This window comes from Rhizobium sp. CC1099, from assembly GCF_029714385.1.
Taxonomy (GTDB): domain Bacteria; phylum Pseudomonadota; class Alphaproteobacteria; order Rhizobiales; family Rhizobiaceae; genus Rhizobium.
Window position 1 is genome coordinate 1,110,874 of sequence record NZ_CP121641.1, and the last position, 12,642, is coordinate 1,123,515.

The window sequence follows — 12,642 nt, forward strand, 5'->3', positions numbered from 1 at the left end:
CGGCTCATGTTCCTCTATAAGGCTATTGTCTTTCTTCCCTTGATCGGCGCGATCATCGCCGGCCTCTTCGGCCGTGCGATCGGCGCCAAGGCATCGGAATACGTCACCTGCGGCCTGATGATCGTCGCCGCTGTCCTGTCCTGGTACGTCTTCGTCACCGTCGGCATGGGGCATCTCGAAGGCGGGCCGATCAAGGTTGAGGTCCTGCGCTGGATCCAGTCCGGCGGCATCGATGCTTCCTGGTCGCTGCGCGTCGACACGCTCACCTCCGTCATGCTGATCGTCGTCAACACGGTCTCGACGCTGGTGCACATCTACTCGATCGGATACATGCACCATGATCCGCATCGTCCGCGCTTCTTCGCCTATCTCTCGCTCTTCACCTTCGCCATGCTGATGCTGGTGACCTCCGACAACCTCGCCCAGATGTTCTTCGGCTGGGAAGGCGTGGGTCTGGCTTCGTATCTGCTCATCGGTTTCTGGTACAAGAAACCGTCGGCAAACGCCGCCGCAATCAAGGCCTTCGTCGTCAACCGCGTCGGCGACTTCGGCTTCGTGCTCGGTATTGCCGGCATCTTCGTTCTGTTCGGTTCGATCAACCTCGACACGATCTTCGCCAATGCCTCGAGCTTCGCGCCGCATGAAGGTGCCGAAGCCGCGGGTGAAGTCGTACTTAACCTCTTCGGCATGCAGCTCGACAAGGCGCATGCGCTGACCGGCATTTGCCTGTTGCTCTTCATGGGCGCGATGGGCAAGTCCGCTCAATTCCTGCTGCACACCTGGCTGCCGGACGCTATGGAAGGCCCGACGCCGGTTTCGGCACTCATCCATGCCGCGACCATGGTCACCGCCGGCGTCTTCCTCGTCGCCCGCATGTCGCCGCTCTTCGAATTGTCGCCCGATGCACTGGTCTTCGTCACCATGATCGGCGCGATAACCGCCTTCTTCGCAGCGACCGTCGGTCTCGTGCAGAACGACATCAAGCGCGTCATCGCCTATTCGACCTGCTCGCAGCTCGGCTACATGTTCGTGGCGCTCGGCGTCGGGGCTTACGGCGCGGCGATCTTCCACCTCTTCACACACGCCTTCTTCAAGGCGTTGCTCTTCCTCGGCGCCGGCTCGGTGATCCATGCCGTCGACGGCGAGCAGGACATGCGTTACATGGGCGGCCTTCGTAGGCACATCCCGGTCACCTTCTGGATGATGACGATCGGCACGCTGGCGCTGACCGGCGTCGGCATTCCGTTCACGCCGGTCGGTTTCGCCGGCTTCTTCTCGAAGGACGTGATTATCGAAGCGACCTACGCCTCGCATTCACCGGTTGCAGGCTTCGCCTTTACGCTTCTGGTGATCGCGGCCCTGTTCACGAGCTTCTATTCCTGGCGTCTTGCCTTCCTCACCTTCTTCGGCACGCCGCGTGCCTCGCACGAGGTGATGCACCACGTCCACGAATCGCCGCAGGTCATGCTCGTGCCGCTCTATCTTCTGGCGGTCGGCGCCGTTCTCGCGGGTGTCCTGTTCGAGGGCTACTTCTACGGCCACCACTATGCCGAGTTCTGGAAAGGCGCGCTCTTCACCGGCGCCGAGAACGAATTGCTGGAAGAATTCCACCACGTGCCGGCCTGGGTGGCGCTGAGCCCGTTCATCGCGATGCTTCTCGGCTTCGTGACGGCTTGGTACATGTATATCAAGTCGCCTTCGACGCCGCGCGTTCTCGCGCAGCAGCACCGCGTGCTTTACCAGTTCCTGCTCAACAAGTGGTACTTCGACGAGCTCTACGATTTCCTCTTCGTCCGTTCCGCCAAGGCGCTCGGCCGCTTCCTGTGGAAGAAGGGTGATATCGGCGTCATCGACGCTTACGGCCCGAACGGCGTTGCCGCCCGCGTCGTCGACGTCACCAATCGCGTCGTCCGCCTGCAGACCGGTTACCTCTATCACTATGCCTTCGCGATGCTGATCGGCATTGCCGCACTCGTTACCTGGATGATGCTCGGGAGTTCCTTCTGATGACCGATTGGCCTATTCTTTCAACGGTCACCTTCTTGCCGCTCGTCGGCGTGGTGCTTCTGCTGCTGATGAGCGAAAACGGCCCGAGCGGCAGGCGCAACGTGCTCAACATCTCGTTGATCACGACCATCGTCACGTTCATCGTTTCGCTGTTCATCTGGATCGGTTTCGACAATGCGAACCCGGGCTTCCAGATGGTCGAGAAGCATGGCTGGCTCGGCACGGGCATCGGCTATCATGTCGGCGTCGACGGTATCTCGATGCTGTTCGTCGTCCTGACGACGGTCCTCATGCCCTTCTGCATTCTGGCGAGCTGGCTCTCCATCGAAAAGCGCCTGAAGGAATACATGATCGCCTTTCTCATCCTTGAAGTGATGATGGTCGGTGTCTTCGTGTCGCTGGATATCGTGCTCTTCTACGTCTTCTTCGAAGCGGGTCTCATTCCGATGTTCCTCATCATCGGTGTCTGGGGTGGCAGGGACCGCGTGTACGCAAGCTACAAGTTCTTCCTCTACACGCTGCTCGGTTCGGTACTGATGCTGCTCGCCATCATGGCGATGTACTGGCAGGCCGGCACGACGGATATTTCCGCGCTGCTCGCCTACAAGTTCCCGCCTGCCATGCAGACCTGGCTGTGGCTTGCCTTCTTCGCCTCCTTTGCGGTGAAGATGCCGATGTGGCCGGTTCACACCTGGTTGCCGGATGCGCACGTCCAGGCACCGACGGCCGGGTCCGTCATCCTGGCAGGCGTGCTGCTGAAGCTTGGCGGTTACGGCCTCATCCGCTTCTCGCTCGGCATGTTCCCGGTCGCGTCCGATTTCTTCGCGCCGATGGTCTTCGCCCTGTCGGTGATCGCCATCATCTACACCTCGCTGGTCGCGATGATGCAGGACGACATCAAGAAGCTGATCGCCTATTCGTCGGTTGCCCACATGGGCTACGTCACCATGGGCGTCTTTGCGGCGAACATGCAGGGCGTGCAGGGCTCGATCTTCCAGATGCTGTCGCACGGCATCGTTTCGGGCGCGCTCTTCCTTTGCGTCGGCGTCGTCTATGACCGCACCCATACCCGCGAGATCGTGGCCTATGGCGGCCTGGTCAACAACATGCCGAAATATGCCGTCGCCTTCATGGTCTTCACCATGGCGAATGTCGGCCTTCCGGGCACCTCGGGCTTCATCGGCGAATTCCTGACGCTGATGGGCGTCTTCCGCGTCAATACCTGGGTAGCGCTCTTCGCCGCAACCGGCGTGATCCTGTCGGCAGGCTACGCTCTGTGGCTCTACCGCCGCGTGATCTTCGGCGCGCTGGAAAAGGAAAAGCTGAAGGCGCTTCTCGATCTTTCGCCGCGCGAGCAACTGATCCTCTATCCGTTGGTGGCACTGACGATCTTCTTCGGCGTCTATCCGGCGCCGGTCTTCGATGCGACGGCCGCCTCCGTGGATATGCTGGTGAACAACTATACGGCCGCTGTAAACGCTGCGCACGACGTTGCGCTGTCGATGAATTGATGACGGGACTTTTTGGACATGACCGCTGAAACCATTCTCGCAAGCCTGCATCTTTCCGCGCCGGAGATCATCCTCGCGGTCGGCGCCCTTGTCCTGCTCATGATCGGCGTCTTTGCGGGCGAGCGGTCGGGCCGTATGGTGAGCGTTCTGGCGCTGATCCTGTTTGCGGCATCTGCGCTGTGGCTGATCTTCGTGCCGGGCGATGGCCTCGCTTACGGCGGCGTCTACCAGGCGGACGGTTTCTCCCGCTTCATGAAGATCACCGCGCTCGTCGGCTCCTTCGCAGCGCTCTTCATGTCGATCGGTCTTGCCAGGGAAAACCAGCTCGACAAGTTCGAGTTCCCGGTCCTGCTCGTGCTCTGCACCCTCGGCATCTTGCTGATGATCTCGGCAAACGACCTGATCGCGCTCTATCTCGGTCTCGAGTTGCAATCGCTGGCGATCTACGTCGTGGCGGCGATCAACCGGGAGAACCTGAAGTCCACCGAAGCGGGCCTCAAGTATTTCGTTCTCGGCGCGCTTTCCTCGGGCTTGCTGCTTTACGGCATGTCGTTGGTCTACGGCTTCACCGGCCATACGCATTTCGACGATATCGCCCAGGCGCTTTCCGCCGAAGGTGCCCGCTCGCTTGGCCTGGTCTTCGGCTTGGTCTTCATCCTCGCGGGCATCGCCTTCAAGATCTCGGCGGTCCCCTTCCACATGTGGACGCCGGACGTATACGAAGGTGCGCCGACCCCGGTCACCGCCTTTTTAGCAAGCGCGCCGAAGGTTGCGGCCATGGCCATGATGACGCGCATCGTCATCACTGCCTTCCAGCCGGTCATTGCCGACTGGCAGCAGGTCGTGGTCTTCATCTCGATTGCCTCGATGCTGCTCGGCTCCTTCGCCGCCATCGGGCAGCGGAACATCAAGCGTCTGATGGCCTACTCCTCGATCGGTCACATGGGCTATGCGCTCGTCGGGCTTGCCGCCGGCAACCAGACCGGCGTGACGGGCGTGATGCTCTACATGGTCATCTATATGGTCATGACGCTCGGCTCCTTCGCGATCATCATGTCGATGCGCCGCAAGGACGGCACGGTCGTCGAAGCTGTCGACGATCTCGCCGGCCTTTCCAGCACGAACCCCTTCATGGCGACGGTGCTGACGACCCTGATGTTCTCGCTCGCCGGCATTCCGCCGCTTGCAGGCTTCTTCGCGAAGTACTTCGTCTTCGTCGCTGCCATCGAAGCCAAGCTCTATGCGCTCGCCATCATCGGCGTTCTCGCGTCGGTCGTCGGCGCTTACTATTATCTGCGTGTCATCAAACTGATGTGGTTCGATGAAGCGACGGATGAGTTTGCCCGCGTTTCCGGCCCACTTCGCCTCGTGTTCGGCCTTTCCGGCCTGTTCGTTCTTGCCTATGTCGTCATCGGTGGCCCGATCGGCGGTGCGGCCGAGCTCGCGGCTGCGACGCTCTTTTGATGATGTTTCCCGTGCGGCGCCGGATATCGCTCGGCGATTTCCGGCACGAGGCGCTGTCGGAAACATCCTCCACCAACAGCGAATGCCTTGCCCGCGCCAGGGCAGGGGACGATGGTTTCCTGTGGGTGACTGCGGAAAAGCAGACCAGTGGCCGCGGCCGCCGCGGCCGCGCCTGGGCTTCGGAACGGGGCAATCTCTACGCTTCCCTTCTCTTGATCGATCCGGCGCCGATGGAGCGCCTTTCGTCGCTTCCGCTGGCAATCGCCGTTGCCGTGCATCAGGCAATCCGCATGGTTCTGCCGCCTGGCGCAGCACCGCTCGAGGTGAAGTGGCCGAACGACATCCTGATCGGCCGCAGGAAGACCTGCGGAATCCTCGTCGAAGGTGAAAAGCTTGCAGATGAGCGCTACGCGCTGGTGATCGGGATCGGCATCAACGTCGCCCTCATGCCCGACAATCCGCTCTACCCGGTGACCTGTCTGCGCCAAGAGGGAAGCACCGCCGCCCCCGAGGAACTCTTCGCCCATCTCTTTGCTTCGATGGCAGAGGTGCTCGATATTTGGAACGAGGGACGAGGCGTTCGCGAGATCACCGCCCGTTGGCGGGATGTCGCCTGCGGCATCGGCGAGAAGATCACGGTCAATCTGCCGGACCGCTCGATTTCCGGACAATTCGCCGGGATTGATGATAATGGCTTGTTGATGCTCAAAACCGGCACGGGCAAGATGATGCAGATTGCCGCCGGGGATGTATTTTTTGGATAGTGGAGCTTATGGCTAAGCAGGACGAACTGGTATTTCTGCCTTTGGGCGGTGTCGGCGAGATCGGCATGAATCTCGCGCTATACGGCTACGGCCCGGCAGATCACCGCCAGTGGATCATGGTCGATTGCGGCGTCACCTTCCCGGGTCCGGATCTTCCGGGCGTCGATCTGGTGCTGCCCGACATCCGCTTTCTCGCCGCTGAGCGCAAGAACCTCAAGGCGATCATCATCACGCATGCGCATGAGGATCACTACGGTGCACTGGCCGACCTCTGGCCGGGCCTGAATGTTCCCGTCTACGGCTCGCCCTTCACCGCGGGCCTGCTGGAAGCCAAGCGCAATTTCGAGAAGGATGCGATCGGCGAAGTGCCGGTGACGATCTTCAAGGCAGGCGATACGATCAATGCCGGTCCCTTCAGCATTGAAGGCGTGGCTGTCAATCACTCGATCCCCGAGCCGATGTCGCTGATGATCCGCACGCCGCTCGGCAATGTGATCCATACCGGTGACTGGAAGATCGACCACGAGCCGTCGCTCGGACCGCTGACCGACGAGACCCGCTTCCGCCAGCTCGGCGACGAGGGCGTGTTAGCGCTGATGTGTGACTCCACCAATGCGCTTCGCGACGGCGTTTCGCCGTCCGAAAAGGACGTTTCGGAAAGCCTGAGCAGGATCATCGAGAATGCCGAAGGCCGCGTTGCGGTCACCAGTTTCTCCTCGAATGTCGGCCGTATCCGCACCATTGCCGAGGCCGCTGAAGCCGCAGGCCGCGAAGTCTTGCTGCTCGGAAGCTCGCTGAAGCGCGTCGTCGATGTCTCGCGCGAGATCGGACTGATGGAAGGCGTCAAACCCTTCATCTCCGAGGACGAATACGGCTATATCCCGCGCGACAAGGTCGTGGTCATCCTGACCGGCAGCCAGGGCGAGCCGCGCGCAGCGCTTGCCAAGCTATCGCGCGACGAGATGCGCAACGTCGCACTCGCCGCCGGCGATATCGTCGTCTTCTCATCCCGCGCCATCCCCGGCAACGAGAAGGCGATCCAGGACATCAAGAACGGCCTCACCGAGCAGGGCGTGCACGTCATCACCGACAACGAAGCGCTGGTTCACGTCTCCGGCCATCCGCGTCGCAACGAGCTGCAGAAGATGTACGAGCTGACACGCCCGAAGATCGTCGTGCCCGTGCACGGCGAGGCGACGCATCTGACAGCTCACAAGGAACTGGCGGAACAATCCGGTATCGGCATCGTGCCGCGCGTGCGCAACGGCGATATTCTGCGACTTGCGCCCGGTCCGGTCGAGGTCATCGACGAGGCACCGCACGGACGCATCTACAAGGACGGCATGCTCATCGGCGATTTCGACGAGATGGGGATCGGCGAGCGCAAGAAGCTCTCCTATGTCGGCCATGTCGCGGTCAACCTCGTGATCGACAGCCGCTACGACATCGTCGGCGATCCCGATCTCGTGGCCATCGGCCTGCCGGTCTATGACGACGAGGGCGACGAGATGGAAGACACGCTCTTCGACGCCGTCGTCGGCGCTATCGAGAGCATCCCGCGCGCCCGCCGCAAGGACCTCGACATGATGCAGGAGGCGGTGCGCCGCGCGGTCCGCGCTGCGGCAAACCAGACCTGGGGCAAGAAGCCGATCGTCACGGCGTTCATCACAAAGGTCTGATCGATGCTTGGCCGCGTCAACCACATCGCCATCGCCGTCCCCGACCTTGCCGCAGCAACGGCAGGCTATCGCGACACGCTGGGTGCCAGGGTCTCGCAGCCGCAAGCTTTGCCTGAACACGGCGTCACCGTCGTCTTTGTCGAATTGCCGAACACCAAGGTCGAACTGCTGGAGCCGCTCGGCGAAAATTCGCCGATCGCCGCCTTTCTCGAAAAGAACCCTTCCGGCGGTATGCATCACATCTGCTACGAGGTTTCGGACATCCTTGCGGCGCGCGATCAACTCGCGAAATCGGGCGCGAGGGTGCTTGGCAGCGGCGAGCCGAAAACCGGCGCCCATGGAAAGCCGGTGCTCTTCCTGCATCCGAAGGACTTCTTCGGCACACTGATCGAGCTGGAACAGGTCTGAGGCAGGCTGCGGCAGAGTGACCTGACTGCGGAAGCGTCCGGATATGGGATTTGAGCTATCCACCATTCCGCTCTATAAGCGCGTCTGTTGCAATGTTTGCAACGGCGTCGCGGGACACAGAAATGCTGCAGATTTTTCTACAGGGCTTTGCCGTCTATTTCGTCGTGTGGTGGATCACGCTTTTTGCCGTGCTGCCGATCGGCCTCCGCACGCAGGCGGAGGACAATGATGTGGTTCTCGGCACCGTTCCGAGCGCGCCGACGCGTTTTCGGGCGCTTTTCACCTTCTCACTGACGACCATCGTTTCGGCGGTTATCTATGGCGCCTGGTATATCTCCTCGACCTATTTCGGCTGGGGTTTCGACGCCCTCCCGCAGATTGGCCCGAGCTTCCGATGAAATGGAGCTTTTGCTCAATCTTTGAGCATATGTAAACTTGCCGGAAAGTCGGAGCAGTCATACGGGCGACACGGAAATGACGCAGAGAACTTACGCAACGGCATGACGCCTTGCCGTAAGGTAAGACCCAGGGCTTTTCTGCGTCGGAGTTAGGTTGGAAAAACCAAAAAAAAACAAGGCTGAAAGCCTTGTTTTAAGTATCGCGTGATCTGTAACCGTTGCCGGGGCTGCGACGAGCGCGCCTAAGATCTGATCCTCCCAAGACTTGACCGCGAATTCGACAGGAATTTAATCTCCCTGCCTGTTTTGTGAGCTAAAGCTAGCTCAAAGATTAAGCTTTGTCATCAGCTTTTTTTGCATTTTTGCTACACTTGAGAAAAAAATACCTGTTGACAAGATTTTGATGCAAACCTTTAGAAATGCCCGCTTTTTTTCGCATAGGCATTTTTCGGCCGCAAACTTGCGTATACGATAGGCTGCTCGCGCGTCACGCGGGTTTCTTTCCGGCCGCGAAGCGGTTATGACGCTCCCGATATCAACGATCGCCGTCGATTCCGCATGAGAGCGGAATCCCAACTGCTCTGGAATCCGTCATGCGTCTGTCCCGCTATTTCATGCCCATCCTCAAGGAAAACCCCAAGGAGGCGGAAATCGTCTCCCACCGGCTGATGCTGCGCGCCGGCATGATCCGCCAGCAGTCGCAGGGCATTTATTCCTGGCTGCCGCTCGGCAAGCGCGTTCTCGACAAGGTGAACTCGATTATCCGCGAGGAGCAGAATCGTAGCGGCGCGATCGAGCTTTCCATGCCGACGCTGCAGTCCGCCGAGCTCTGGCAGGAGAGCGGGCGCTACGACGCCTATGGCAAGGAAATGCTGCGTATCAAGGACCGCCAGGACCGGCCGATGCTCTATGGACCGACGAATGAGGAGATGGTGACGGATATCTTCCGTTCCTACGTCAAGTCCTACAAGAACCTGCCGCTGAACCTCTATCACATCCAGCTGAAGTTCCGCGACGAGATCCGCCCGCGTTTCGGCACCATGCGCTCGCGCGAGTTCATGATGAAGGATGCCTATTCCTTCGATCTGACGCGTGAAGGCGCCGAGCACTCTTACAAGAAGATGTTCACGGCCTACCTGCGCACCTTCGACCGCCTGGGGCTGCGCGCCATTCCCATGCGCGCCGACACCGGTCCCATCGGGGGCGATCTCAGCCATGAATTCATCATTCTCGCGGAGACCGGCGAATCGGAAGTGTACAGCCACAAGGATTTCGTCAATTTCGATATCCCGCCGGCCGATACCGATTTCGACGATGCCGCCGGCCTGAATGCGATTTTCGACAAGTGGACCTCTGTCTATGCAGCCACCTCGGAGATGCACGACGAAGCAGCATTCAACGCCATCCCGGAAACCGAGCGTCTTTCGGCGCGCGGCATCGAAGTCGGCCACATCTTTTATTTCGGCACGAAATATTCCGAGCCGATGGGCGCCAAGGTGCAGGGGCCAGATGGCAAGGAACACACCGTTCACATGGGTTCCTACGGTATCGGGCCGACACGCCTTGTTCCCGCCATCATCGAAGCATCGCATGACGACAACGGAATCATCTGGCCGGCTTCTGTTGCGCCGTTCGATGCGCTCGTGATCAACATGAAGGCGGGCGATGCCGGTTGCGATGCAGCATGCGAGAAGATCTACGCGGCGCTTTCGAAGGCCGGCAAGGACGTTCTCTATGACGATACCGATGATCGCGCCGGAACGAAATTTGCCACCGCCGACCTGATCGGCATACCGATGCAGATCATCGGCGGCCCGCGCGCGGTCGCGAACGGCGAAGTGGAACTCAAGGACCGCAAGACCGGTGCCCGCGAAACGATGACAATCGACGCGGCGATCAACAAGCTCTTGGCGTAAGGCCGAACGGAGGCGAAATGGCAGATGCGGCGGTGGACCAGCGGGGTTCGAAATCCGGCTTCGGTCCGGCGGTCAGGCCATTTTCCGCCTTCGAACGCCTTGTGGCGTGGCGTTATCTGCGCGCGCGCCGCAAGGAAGCCTTCATCTCGGTCATCGCCGGCTTTTCCTTCGTCGGCATCATGCTGGGCGTTGCGACGCTGATCATCGTCATGGCGGTCATGAACGGTTTCCGCACCGAGCTGATCTCGCGCATTCTCGGCATCAACGGCCATATGATCGTGCAGCCGGTGGACGGACCTTTTACCGACTATGCGGCATTGACCGACAGGTTCGCGGCGGTGCCCGGCATCAGGATGGCGCTGCCGTTGGTCGAGGGGCAGACGCTGGCGTCGGGCCAGGCGGGTGCTGGAACCGGCGCACTGGTGCGCGGCATCCGCGCCGAAGACCTGACCAAGCTCAAGACGGTTTCCGACAATATCAAGTCCGGAGACCTCGTCGGATTTGCTTCGGGGCAGGGCGTTCTCGTCGGTTCGCGCATGGCGGAGCAGCTCGGTCTGCAGGCAGGCGACACCATCACGCTGATTTCACCGGAAGGTGACGTGACGCCGATGGGCATCAATCCGCGCGTCAAATCCTACACGGTCTCCGGCATCTTCGAGATCGGCATGTCGGAATATGACGCGGCGATTATCTATATGCCGCTTGAGGAGGCGCAGCTCTATTTCAATGCCGAGGGCCTCGTTCAGTCGATCGAGCTCTTCGCCAACAATCCCGACGATATCGACAATCTCCGCCCCAAGGTGGAGGAAGCGGCAGGCCGTCAGATCGCCATCACCGATTGGCGCCAGCGCAACCAGACCTTCTTCTCCGCCCTGCAGGTGGAGCGCAATGTGATGTTCATGATCCTGACGCTGATCGTTCTGGTCGCGGCGCTGAACATCATCTCCGGCCTGATCATGCTGGTGAAGGACAAGGGCAGCGATATCGCGATCCTGCGCACCATGGGCGCGACGTCCGGCGCCATCATGCGCATCTTCTTCATGACCGGTGCTGCGATCGGCATCGTCGGCACTATTGCTGGCGTGCTGCTCGGCGTCGTCGTCTGCATCAACATCGAGTCGATCCGCCAGTTCTTCTCCTGGGTCACGGGCGCCGTGCTCTTCAATCCGCAACTCTATTTCCTGAGCCAGCTGCCGGCCGAGATGAGTCTCGGCGAGACGGTCTCTGTCGTCGTCATGGCGCTGGCGCTCTCCTTTCTCGCGACCATTTTCCCCGCCTGGCGGGCCTCGCGGCTCGATCCGGTGCAGGCGCTCCGCTACGAATAAGGAATGCTGATTTCAATGAAACGGAACGTCGTTCTCAAGCTTTCCGGCGTCGAGCGTCACTATGGCCAGGGCGATACCGTGCTCACCATTCTGAAGGGCGCCAATTTTACCCTCCACAGCGGCGAGATCGTCGCCCTGGTCGCTCCTTCGGGCACCGGCAAATCGACGCTGCTGCATGTCGCGGGCCTGCTGGAGCATCCGGACGGCGGCGAAGTCATCGTCAACGGTCAAGTCTGTGAAGGGCTGACCGACGAGAAGCGCACGGCGATCCGCCGCAGCGAGATTGGCTTCGTCTACCAGTTCCACCATCTCCTCCCGGAGTTTTCGGCCCTCGAGAATATCATGATGCCGCAGATGATTGCCGGTCTGCCGCGAAAGGAGGCGGGCGAACGCGCAAAGCAGCTGCTCGACTATATGCGCATCGGCCACCGCGCCAGCCATCGTCCCGGCGAGCTTTCGGGCGGCGAGCAGCAGCGGGTCGCGATTGCGCGCGCGGTTGCCAATGCGCCGACCGTGCTTCTCGCCGATGAGCCGACCGGGAACCTCGATCCCGAGACCGCGAGCTACGTGTTCGATGCGCTGGAGGCGCTCGTCCGCCAGTCCGGTCTTGCAGCGCTGATCGCCACTCATAACCACGAACTCGCCGGCCGCATGGACCGTCGCGTGACCATCAGCGACGGTAAGGTTGTCGAGTTCTGATTAGGGGCGGATGAGGCCGCCTCGGTAGTCCAGCTCGTAGGCTCTCCGCTCTGCAACGATGATCATTTCCCGTCCGCTGAAGTGATCGCAATCGCCGGTGCTGTGGTCGGCATAAAAGCCGAAGGCATGCTCGAATTCCATGCCGCCCAGGAAGCGACTGTATTCGGCATACATCGTCGAAAGCGCGGCTTTGATGACGGCGCCTGCCTTCTCCCCATCGATCAGCGTCGGCTCGACAATGCGGCCGAAATAGTTCATCACCCAGACGGGCTCGCCGCCCAGCCACACGACTTCTTGTCCGGCGAAATCCGTTCCGCCGAAATAGCTGTCGAGATAGCGCCATTCTCCGCGCTCGTAGCCGATGTCGTGCGATCCGCTGCGGCAGGGGTCCAGCTTTCTCCCGCCGCCGACATAGGTATTTGCCTTCGCTTCGACGATGAAGCCGTTCAATGCAGCAAGATTCATGGCTCT

The 12,642-nt window shown here is 60.6% G+C and carries 11 protein-coding genes; 10 read left to right on the forward strand and 1 reads right to left on the reverse strand.

The genetic code is table 11. From position 1 onward, the window contains the following. Positions 1–6: 6 nt before the first annotated feature. The 10 genes from nuoL to QA644_RS05625 all read left to right on the forward strand — a co-directional run bounded on the left by nuoL (position 7) and on the right by QA644_RS05625 (position 12,171). On the forward strand, positions 7–2,007 hold the full coding sequence (gene nuoL, locus QA644_RS05580; RefSeq protein ID WP_194729410.1) for an NADH-quinone oxidoreductase subunit L: 2,001 nt from the start codon (positions 7–9) through the stop codon (positions 2,005–2,007). After that, positions 2,007–3,518 carry an NADH-quinone oxidoreductase subunit M gene (locus QA644_RS05585; RefSeq protein ID WP_194729411.1) on the forward strand — a complete coding sequence of 504 codons (1,512 nt, stop codon included), beginning with the start codon at positions 2,007–2,009 and terminating at the stop codon, positions 3,516–3,518. The genes nuoL and QA644_RS05585 overlap by 1 nt, the downstream gene beginning before the upstream one ends. An 18-nt stretch (positions 3,519–3,536) precedes the next feature. Further along, a complete protein-coding gene (gene nuoN / locus QA644_RS05590; RefSeq protein WP_074067425.1) occupies positions 3,537–4,982 on the forward strand; it encodes an NADH-quinone oxidoreductase subunit NuoN in 1,446 nt (481 codons plus the stop codon). Beyond that, on the forward strand, positions 4,982–5,746 hold the full coding sequence (locus tag QA644_RS05595) for a biotin--[acetyl-CoA-carboxylase] ligase (RefSeq protein ID WP_194729412.1): 765 nt from the start codon (positions 4,982–4,984) through the stop codon (positions 5,744–5,746). The genes nuoN and QA644_RS05595 overlap by 1 nt, the downstream gene beginning before the upstream one ends. An 8-nt stretch (positions 5,747–5,754) precedes the next feature. Next, entirely contained in the window at positions 5,755–7,425 is a 1,671-nt protein-coding gene (locus tag QA644_RS05600; protein ID WP_074067428.1) for a ribonuclease J, read from the forward strand. Positions 7,426–7,428: 3 nt separating this feature from the next. Beyond that, positions 7,429–7,833, forward strand: coding sequence for a methylmalonyl-CoA epimerase (mce, locus tag QA644_RS05605; RefSeq protein ID WP_074067430.1), 405 nt, complete (start codon positions 7,429–7,431; stop codon positions 7,831–7,833). A gap of 122 nt (positions 7,834–7,955) precedes the next feature. After that, positions 7,956–8,231 (forward strand): DUF1467 family protein, encoded by a 276-nt coding sequence (locus QA644_RS05610; RefSeq protein WP_194729413.1) that lies wholly within the window; start codon positions 7,956–7,958, stop codon positions 8,229–8,231. Positions 8,232–8,824: 593 nt separating this feature from the next. Further along, the gene (gene proS / locus QA644_RS05615; protein ID WP_283071417.1) at positions 8,825–10,147 is read left to right on the forward strand and encodes a proline--tRNA ligase; all 1,323 of its coding nucleotides are present in this window, start codon (positions 8,825–8,827) and stop codon (positions 10,145–10,147) included. A 17-nt stretch (positions 10,148–10,164) separates the two neighbouring features. Further along, the gene (locus QA644_RS05620) at positions 10,165–11,472 is read left to right on the forward strand and encodes a lipoprotein-releasing ABC transporter permease subunit (protein ID WP_239599301.1); all 1,308 of its coding nucleotides are present in this window, start codon (positions 10,165–10,167) and stop codon (positions 11,470–11,472) included. A 15-nt stretch (positions 11,473–11,487) separates the two neighbouring features. Beyond that, on the forward strand, positions 11,488–12,171 hold the full coding sequence (locus tag QA644_RS05625) for an ABC transporter ATP-binding protein (RefSeq protein WP_074070226.1): 684 nt from the start codon (positions 11,488–11,490) through the stop codon (positions 12,169–12,171). Here the strand turns inward: QA644_RS05625 and QA644_RS05630 are convergent, their stop codons facing one another. Beyond that, complete coding sequence (locus tag QA644_RS05630) at positions 12,172–12,636, reverse strand: DUF5680 domain-containing protein (RefSeq protein WP_074067441.1); 465 nt, start codon at positions 12,634–12,636, stop codon at positions 12,172–12,174. Positions 12,637–12,642: the final 6 nt, after the last annotated feature.

Excerpts from the sequence above, each read along its gene's own strand:
- nuoL (WP_194729410.1), top strand. The coding sequence starts at position 7 with ATGTTCCTCTATAAGGCTATTGTCTTTCTTCCCTTGATCGGCGCGATC.
- QA644_RS05585 (WP_194729411.1), top strand. The coding sequence starts at position 2,007 with ATGACCGATTGGCCTATTCTTTCAACGGTCACCTTCTTGCCGCTCGTC.
- nuoN (WP_074067425.1), top strand. The coding sequence starts at position 3,537 with ATGACCGCTGAAACCATTCTCGCAAGCCTGCATCTTTCCGCGCCGGAG.
- QA644_RS05595 (WP_194729412.1), top strand. The coding sequence starts at position 4,982 with ATGATGTTTCCCGTGCGGCGCCGGATATCGCTCGGCGATTTCCGGCAC.
- QA644_RS05600 (WP_074067428.1), top strand. The coding sequence starts at position 5,755 with ATGGCTAAGCAGGACGAACTGGTATTTCTGCCTTTGGGCGGTGTCGGC.
- mce (WP_074067430.1), top strand. The coding sequence starts at position 7,429 with ATGCTTGGCCGCGTCAACCACATCGCCATCGCCGTCCCCGACCTTGCC.
- QA644_RS05610 (WP_194729413.1), top strand. The coding sequence starts at position 7,956 with ATGCTGCAGATTTTTCTACAGGGCTTTGCCGTCTATTTCGTCGTGTGG.
- proS (WP_283071417.1), top strand. The coding sequence starts at position 8,825 with ATGCGTCTGTCCCGCTATTTCATGCCCATCCTCAAGGAAAACCCCAAG.
- QA644_RS05620 (WP_239599301.1), top strand. The coding sequence starts at position 10,165 with ATGGCAGATGCGGCGGTGGACCAGCGGGGTTCGAAATCCGGCTTCGGT.
- QA644_RS05625 (WP_074070226.1), top strand. The coding sequence starts at position 11,488 with ATGAAACGGAACGTCGTTCTCAAGCTTTCCGGCGTCGAGCGTCACTAT.
- QA644_RS05630 (WP_074067441.1), bottom strand. The coding sequence starts at position 12,636 with ATGAATCTTGCTGCATTGAACGGCTTCATCGTCGAAGCGAAGGCAAAT.